Source organism: Alteromonas sp. KS69, assembly GCF_003989595.1.
Classification (GTDB): Bacteria; Pseudomonadota; Gammaproteobacteria; order Enterobacterales; family Alteromonadaceae; genus Alteromonas; species Alteromonas naphthalenivorans.
Window position 1 is genome coordinate 257989 of record NZ_PYHU01000003.1, and the last position, 8961, is coordinate 266949.

Genomic DNA, 8961 nt, shown 5'->3' on the forward strand with positions numbered 1-8961 from the left:
CTAATTAGGTCCTTTTTAAGGAAGACGCTCGTTCTTTTAAAAGATCGAGTTATCAGGGAGATAAAAGTTTGAACACGGTTAAGTCACTACTTTTCATATTCGTTTGTTCGGTTGCTGCTTTACTCGTGAACGTAGGTAAGGCGAATGCGCAAGCGAATTCAGATGGTTGGGTAAAAGATACAAATATAGAAGTAAGCTGGAATAACCCAACACGTAGTAGGCGCTCACCCGATGCTACCGTTACGGCACAAATCACAAACAATAGTGATGAACCGATACACGGCCCGGTCCGCTTTGTTATCGAATCGCTTACGCCAGCTACTATATCGGTTGGCAATGCTGACGGCGAGTTAGGCGAACTGGACTATGTTGTAGCACTTCCGCAAAACCAGATACTGGAACCCGGTCAAAGCTTGACGGTTGGTCCCATCACTATTGTTGGTGGGCGCAGCAGTTTCGATATCAGTGGCTCTGCCTATGTTCAGGTATCATTAGAGCCTGTAGCACTGGAAGTGGATATCCTTTCACCCACCACGTTGTCCACCTTTGGAAGTTCGCCAGTAAATGTTACGGGTACTATTAATCAGGAAAATGCGGAATTAACATTAAATGGTGCAGTCATTGCGCATGATGGCAAACAATTTAGTGCCAATGTTGAACTAATCGAAGGATTTAATACCGTCGTAGCACGAGCGACCAATGCAAGTGGTGAGCAAACAACCGATTCTATTTCTGTATCACTGGACTTAACCCCTCCTTACATAACAATCGAATCTCATACAGAAGCACAAGAAGTTTACAGTGACAAAATAACTGTAACAGGCCTAGTTAATGATATTGTGCGCGGAACCGTCTCTGAAGAACAGGCAACGGTTGAAGTTAATGGCATTAAAGCGACCGTGTCTAACCGTAGCTATGCCGCAACGGATGTGCCCTTAAACGAGGGCGAAAATGTTCTTACGGTTACCGCTATCGATGAATCAGGCAACAGCGCATCTATATCGCAAAAAGTTATCTACAAAATTGCAACAGATAAACGCTTAGTATTGGTAAGTGGCCAAAACCAGACTGCACAAATCGGCAATAAACTACCTGAACGACTAATTGTAAAATTGGTTGATGGCTCTGATGCGCCAATCGCAGATGCAACTGTTGTTTTCAGGGTAACGCAAGGTGCGGGAATTGTTGGCAGCACGCCAGAAACATCCGGCCGAGCTATCATTGCGACGACTGACGCTGAAGGTATGGCGCGCACTGAATTTCAGGTGGGCTATCGCACAGGTGTCGCTAACCATAAGGTTCGCGCTAAAGTTGTTGGGGTTGAAAACGAGGTTGTTTTCCCTGCTTCAGCAACCAGCGTAACGGGCGACAAAATCAGCGTTAACTCAGGTAATAATCAGCGTGGTGTTGTAGGACAAACCTTACCAGCTCCGTTTGTTGTTGCAGTAACAGACAGTGGTGCCAATGTAGTGCAAGGAGCACGTGTACGATTTGATGTGATTAAAGGCGAGGGTGCTTTCCAAAATGAAGAAAGCAGCTATGAAACCTCGACCGACAGCGATGGTCGTGCGTCGGCGCAACTTACTTTAGGTTCACTTACGGGCATAGATGCCCAGCGCGTTGAAGCTGTATTGATTGACTCGCTTGAGGGTATGGATTTATTGGCAGGTTTCTCTGCGACAGCATTTGTACCAGCAGACGCCGGAATCACTAGCGTAAGTGGTGTTGTACTGGACAATCAAGACAAACCTTTGCCCGGTGTGACGGTGCGTATAGAAGGCACAGACAGGACCGCATTTACAGATCAACAAGGTCAGTTCACTGTTAATCAAGCGCCAGTTGGACCGGTTCATTTAATCGTGGATGGCTCAACCACGACTGCTTTTGGTGAGTATCCGACGTTAAGCTATCATATTGTAACCGTGTCAGGTGTGGACAACCCACTTTCTGGCCCGATCTACATGGTCAAACTAGACACAGATAATGGTGTGTATGCGGGTAAAGAAGACGTAGTACTTACTCTTGATAACTTCCCAGGATTTAAACTGGAAATCGCAAAAGATTCAGTGACATTCCCAGACGGTTCGCGTGAAGGGATTATTTCAGTCACACCTGTAAATGCTTCAAAAGTACCAATGGCGCCGCCCAATGGCATGCAACCTCAATTCATCGTAACAATCCAGCCAGTTGGCGCGACCTTCTCTCCTGCTGCGAAATTAACGCTACCTAATGTAGATGGCCATGCGCCAGGTGCACAGGTTGAAATGTATTCTTTTGATCACGACTTAGAAGAATTCGTAGCTATAGGTTTGGGTACAGTTTCGGAAGATGGCTCAGTTGTTTCATCCAACCCTGGTGTGGGTGTTGTGAAAGCAGGCTGGCACTGTGGTTCACAGCCGGGCGGTTCAGGTACAGCCCACAACTGTCCAGAGTGTCAGAAGTGTCAAGGCAGTTCATGTGTAAGAGATCCTGCACAGGATAATAAACCTCGTTCTCAGCAGACGCCAGAAGATTGTAAAACACAGTTGTGCAAGGGCTCTAAACCAAATCCGGGCGACATTCCGGTAAGTGCAGATGTGAAATACGATTGCAAAAAGCCAGGGTGCGATGGGGAAAATCCAATTTTTGATGTTCCAGATGATGGAGATATATCTGAAGACGACAAAAAGTGCGGAATGTGCTCTGGCGGTGAAAAAGTGCCAGATGAAAGTAAGAATAAACAGGAATGTGGTGACGGTTCCGATGCTAAAGCGTGTTACACCTGTAAAGATGGAAGTTGTGGAAACCATTGCGAAGCAAGTAATGAAAAAATAACAAAGTCCATTGAGGTAAAAGGCGATCACCCTTTGTTAAAAGGACTTGATGTTTTAAACAATGGTATGCCGTACGCAAAGCTTGAAATGAAAGGTTCATTTGCATTAAACGAAGAAAGTGGTGAAAAGTGCTGCAAAGATTGCTCTATTGGCAAAAACCCGAAACCATACACTAAAACCGAATTAAAGGGCTCAGGTTCACTGGAAGCGACCTTTATTGTTCCTGGACTAGGCCTATTGTATAAGTTGCCAATCAAAACCTATGGCCCAGTTAAACTAGGTGGTGAGGTTGAGTTTGGGCCTGGTGCGAAAGGTAATTTAGGTGTTTCTGCATCTGGTTCAACAGAAGAATCAGAGTGTGACCCAGAAACGTGCGGTTTATTGAAGCTCGGAACCTCAGGGTCGCTAGCTTTAGGTGTTTTTGCAAAGGTCGCAGGCGCGGTCGAATACTGTAATATTTTTAATGAACAAGACTGTGACAAATTAATTGCAGGTGAAGCTGAAGCTTCATCAACTATTAATGTTGGTGCTTCTGCAGATTACAAAGACTATAAAGGTGAAAAATGCACCAGCTCTGATTGTTATAGCTATAGCTATGGCAAAGCGGAGTTTAAAGCAAATGCTCAGTATAAAGTTGAAGTAGGTGGGTTATATAAATATCAATATCAAAACGAAGTTTCAGTAACTTTTGGTGAGGCTGGTTCAGGAGGTACGTGTGGATAGCACGAGAATTTTTAAAGCTTTATTTTTTTGTATTTTCTTAAGCTCATATTCAATTGGTGCATTAGCAGAGCAAAAGAGAACCTCATTTATTTTGGCCGAATCGCCCAGAGGTGAGGTTTCAGTTGCTGGTAGCATTGTTGTAGATAATTTGTTTCATAAAACTCAACTGTCGTTGAATGAGAGCGATACTAAAAACAGTATTCAAACCTTATCTAGGTATTACACACTTGCGAAGGAAAACGACAAGGCAAAGTTGCGAAAGTTGTCGTATGTTAAAGATGGTTCTTATTCTTGGATGAGTAGAGAACTGAATAATATCCCTGATAAATTCGAGGGGTTTGCTAAGTTGCGAAAAGCTGATGCCACTCACAAATTGTTTTGGGGAGATTACGAACTTTTTATTGTTGATTGGTTCACCGAAGCTCCTCAGAAAGTTATGAGCTGGTACGAGGCGGTTATATGTGCAGAAAATAGCCAATGCCACATCAGCAATTTATTGCTTAATGGGAAAACTTCGAGTTCTATCTTCTCCAGTGTGCTTACAGATGTTTACGCTAAGCCACTAAAAAAAGTGCCAAACCTGCCATACTCTGTTAGCTATAGACCCAAGCCAATTAGTGATTCTAATCAAAATGCGCTCGTTTTTAATTTTGAAGTTGAGTGGTTGAACGAGCCATTGAACTTTAATGCAGATAAAAAAAGTAAACTACAAGATAAGAATGTTCAGTTCACACATTTAGAGTCATTCCTGAGAGAACTTTGGGCTGTGCGCGGAGATACAGTAAAAAGAATAGTTAAAGAAAAGACATATAAAACGTCTTTAGATGCCCATTGGCTCGATTTTTCTACGAGAAATCTTATTCCTGTGATAGATCCTCGCTTGGGTTATAGCCTAAGCAACTACACGCCTGTTGCTTATTTGGACAGGTTGTCCAAAATTGATGAAGTGAAAGTTGAGGGTGTACTTCATGCTAGAAATGAAATGTACGTCATCATTACTGCTTCACTACTAAATCAACAGCAGTTAGTTATTATTACTTTGGATCGAAAAACTAAAAAACTAAAACAAACACCAAACAACTTTAAACTTCAAGAGATTGTTAATTCTCCAGAGTTTTATAGAAAAATGGCTTCTATCGTTAATAAGAGAGCTTAAATTTGAAAGCGGGCGACGAAATTGATGCTACAGGCAACCTAGTTGCTTCTAGTTATTGCAACGCCAAATTGAACATAAATAAAGATGTAGTCGCTATCACTCCTAACCTCAGAAGTTATTTGTTTGAATGGGGATTACACATATTTTGTTGGACAGTGTGCATATTTATGTCGGTTAAAGTTTGGCAGTTGGAGCCAAACCTTGATTCGAAAACCGAATTCGTTATTGTCGTGTTTACACTGGGGGGACTCTTTAGTTTAGGTACGGCCTTTATATGCAGAAGAAGCAGAAGAAAATTCTATTTTGACCTAAACGAAAGAGTGCTGAATGTCGGCAGTTCGAATAGCCCGAAAACTAAAGTTGCTTTTGATTCGTTTGAAAAGCTTCTGCTTGTTACAACTCGAATATATAGTACTGAGTCGCCACTCACTTGTTTTGAACTAAGCGTTCTAACCAATAACCAAAAAAGAGTTGTTTTAATGTATCACAGTGATTATCACCAAATCCAAAATGATTCAGATGTACTCGCTGAAATACTGGGATTAGAAGTGGAAAGTCTAGAGGCTTGACACCACCAATAATTAGTTTTGCTCACATTAAAATGATTGCAATTGCAGTAAAGTTGCTTGTTTAAGTTAACCAATATACACCACAATGAGTGTCGCAGGGATAGAGATGAGAAAGGGACAATTAAACTTACTTTTACTCACTGGTTTATGTTTTTCAGCATTTTTTCTCAAGACTAATGCAACAGAGCTTGATAAAAACTGTGTCATAAATATTTTAAATCGTACCATTCAAGTAAGTGAAGATGGTGGCTGGGCTTTACCAAACGTTCCTTCCAATATGGGGCAAATCAGAGCCAGAGCGACCTGTAAACTGGAAGATGGCCGCACCGTCTCTGGTCAAAGTGATTATTTTAATGTGGTACGTAACGGCATTACAAAAGTTGGTGATATCAAGTTTGAAAAATTGGATCCTATCCCCGTATCATTGCGTTTTTCGACAACGGATACGCTCCTTCTAGACAATCCAAAACAAACCTTCCCTTTAACCGTCACTGGTTTTTTTGCCGATGGCAGTGTAGATGACTTAACTGCAGGGGACAAAGGAACAAACTACTCAAGTACAAACGAGACTATTGCTTCTGTTAGTACAGACGGTGTGGTTACAGCTAGAGCTAATGGTGTTGCACTCATAAGTGCTAGGAAGGATGGCGTGCTAGCAAGCCGTCGAGTAGAAGTCAGAATCGGTGGCGATATGGATTCAGACGGAATTCCGGATGATGCAGAACGTGCGCTTGGACTTAATCCAAATGACCCAATTGATGCGTTAGAAGATCACGACAACGATGGGTTATCGGCGCTCGAAGAGTATCAGGCGGGTACCAACATTTTTGAAGCCGACACAGATGGTGATGGTCTTACTGATTTAGAAGAACTTACTGGTGGAACGAATGGTTTTGTTACTAATCCGCTTTTAGCTGACTCCGATGGAGATGGTATTTCTGATGGACTGGAAATAGCCGGTGGTTCAGATCCGAATGATTCAGAAAGCGGCAATTTGACAGACTATCTTGATTTCATAACGGTATCCCCAGAGAACTTACTCCTAACTTATAATGCCATTGATGGTGAAGCTAGCGGCAAGCTTTCTGTCACAGGCTACATGCTTGACGGCACTTCTGTAGATTTAACTCAGCAATCTAGTGGTACTCGCTATACTACCGACGATATAACCATTGCTAACTTCGGCTTATCAGACGGCGAAATTTTTGCGGGTCAATCAGGCGAAACGACAATAACGGTGACCAACCGTGACGAGAGTTTCGTTGTTAATGTGACGGTGACTCAGTTCGATCCAGTTGTGCAATCTACGGTGTCTATTCCGGGCTACGCAAATAATGTCGATATTCAAGGTAACTTAGCTTATATAGCCGCTGGCGATTCTGGGCTGCAAGTGATTAGCGTCGTAGATACCTTGAATCCTGAAATCATTGGAAGTGTAGATACACAGGGTATTAGCATCGATGTTAAAGCAGTTGGATCCTACGCTTATTTGGCTGACGGTTCTGAGGGTGTGCAAATAGTAGATATATCTGAACCTGAAAACGCGAAAATTGTATCAAAACTTGACACTGCTGGCACTGCGCAAGACTTATCGGTAAAAGGAGACTTCGTTTTTGTTGCGGATGGCTCTGCCGGTATCGAAATATTCAATGTTGCGAATCCTAACAAACCTTTTGCAATTGGTTCTACCGAACACCTTACCGATGTAAAAGGTATTGCTGTAGAAAACAACTTTATGGTCGCCGTGGGTGGAACAACGTTATCCTTATTTGATATTGAAGACCCATCAGCGCCATTACACCTTTCTTCGGTTAATATCGGCACAGTTAAAGACGTCGAAATCAGTAATGAATATGTTTATGTTGCAGCTTACAGCACTGGCTATCGTATTTATAAGATCACGGATGCTGGAATGTTGGAACTCAAAGGCGGAGACAGGACCTTCGTTCCACGCGATGTTGCGGTGACAAATGGCTTTACCTTTTTTGCTGAGCAATTATTCCCAAATGTTGTTGCTTATGTGAATACTAAAAATCCTGACGAACCATTCTTCCAGGATACGATCAATCTTTCTCCTTTAGGTGATTACGCAGGTACCGGTATTGCGCTTAACGCAACCCATGCTTTTATTACAGAAGAAAGATATGTTGTGGGCTCAGACTACAAAGCGACGGGCGATACGAAACTGTTTATCGCGCAATATAGAGAGCTAAACGATGCGAATGGAATACCTCCAACTGTCTCGCTAGTTGAGCCTGCAACAGACGGCGTTACAGTTGAAGGTGCAAGACTAACGTTAACTGCAGATGCACAGGATGACATTGCCGTTGGCAAAGTCGATTTTTATGTCAATAATTTGCTCGTTGCACAGGACACTACCTATCCGTATTCCGTTCCTTTCACTGTTCCTCAGAATGTTGGAAATATTGCGGTTAAAGCAGTAGCAACAGATCTGGGCTCTAACAGTACAACAACGGTTACCGTTACGCTTGAAGTGCAAAATGATGAAGACGGTGACGGTCTCGGTGATGAAGAAGAAGCTAACACCTGGATGACGGACGCCAATAACCCTGACACCGATGGGGATGGTCTGATAGACGGGGAAGAAGTAGCGCGTGGGATTAACCCTAACAATCAGGATTCCGATGGCGATGGCAGAAAAGACGGCGATGAGGTTGCAGCAGGTACCGACCCAGCGAACCCCGATATTATTGCGCCTACCACAGTTGCAACTGAGCCGACTACTGATGAAACTGAGGTGGCGGAAAACAGTGCTATTATTGTTACTTTTTCAGAGGCTCTATCGCGTAAGTCTGTCAACGCTAATTCTATCCGTGTGTATGGAGACGGTGGAGTACCAGTTCCGGGTAATGTTAAGTTAATTGGCGGTGATACGCAGGTATTGTTTACGCCTAATGCACTAATGGCAGATTACACAGTGCATGAAGTTGTTATCGGTATTGTAAAAGACACTGCAGGTAATCCGTTGGCACAAGAACAACGGTTTACTTTCGAAACCGGAAATACTGTTGATACAGTTAGACCAACTGTTAGCAATATTAACCCAGTTCACAACGCAAAAGACGTTCCCGTTAATATTGCATTAACTGTGGTGATGAGTGAACGGATCGACCCGGAAAGTGTAACCAGTGATAGCTTCTATATCGAAGATAACTCGACAAGGGAACGTATTGAAGGGTTAATAGATGTTAAGGACGATAGCACGACTATCACTTTTACCCCTAATGCGGCGTTTCTTGTAGGAAGGCAACACAGAATATATTTGAGAAGTGGAATTAAAGACCTCTTTGGTAATTCCATGTCTAACCGTAATTACTATTTTACTACAGCGTTTGATGCTGATGGTGTTGCTCCACTGATCAGTAGTATTAGTGTTAATGAAGGAGAAACATCTGTACCTGTTAATGCCAGGTTGAATGTGAGGTTTGATGAAGCGATAAACAGCTATTCAACTAAGAACATACAACTCTTTAAGGGTGATGAAATTGTTGCAGTAGACCTTACCAATAGCAGTGATCTGCGCACAGCAACCTTAAAGCCTAAGTTAAACTTGGAGCCTGAGACAGGCTATACCCTAGTTGTTGATGGTATTTCTGATCTTAGTGGTAATCTGCTTGAATCTGCACAATCAACTTCTTTCACCACAGGTACTCAAACTGATACACAAACAGGGTCATTG

The 8961-nt window shown here is 42.7% G+C and carries 4 protein-coding genes; all 4 read left to right on the forward strand.

Annotated elements, in window-relative coordinates:
• Nucleotides 1-68 precede the first annotated feature (68 nt).
• Complete coding sequence (locus tag C7Y69_RS02540) at nt 69-3536, forward strand: carboxypeptidase-like regulatory domain-containing protein (protein ID WP_013783267.1); 3468 nt, start codon at nt 69-71, stop codon at nt 3534-3536.
• Nucleotides 3529-4692 carry a hypothetical protein gene (locus tag C7Y69_RS02545; RefSeq protein ID WP_013783268.1) on the forward strand — a complete coding sequence of 388 codons (1164 nt, stop codon included), beginning with the start codon at nt 3529-3531 and terminating at the stop codon, nt 4690-4692. Before C7Y69_RS02540 ends, C7Y69_RS02545 begins: the two co-directional genes overlap by 8 nt.
• A 2-nt stretch (nt 4693-4694) precedes the next feature.
• On the forward strand, nt 4695-5261 hold the full coding sequence (locus C7Y69_RS02550) for a hypothetical protein (RefSeq protein ID WP_013783269.1): 567 nt from the start codon (nt 4695-4697) through the stop codon (nt 5259-5261).
• 106 nt (nt 5262-5367) lie between these two features.
• Nucleotides 5368-8961 (forward strand): Ig-like domain-containing protein (locus C7Y69_RS02555; protein WP_185864128.1); only part of this gene is annotated, 3594 nt, incomplete at its 3' end.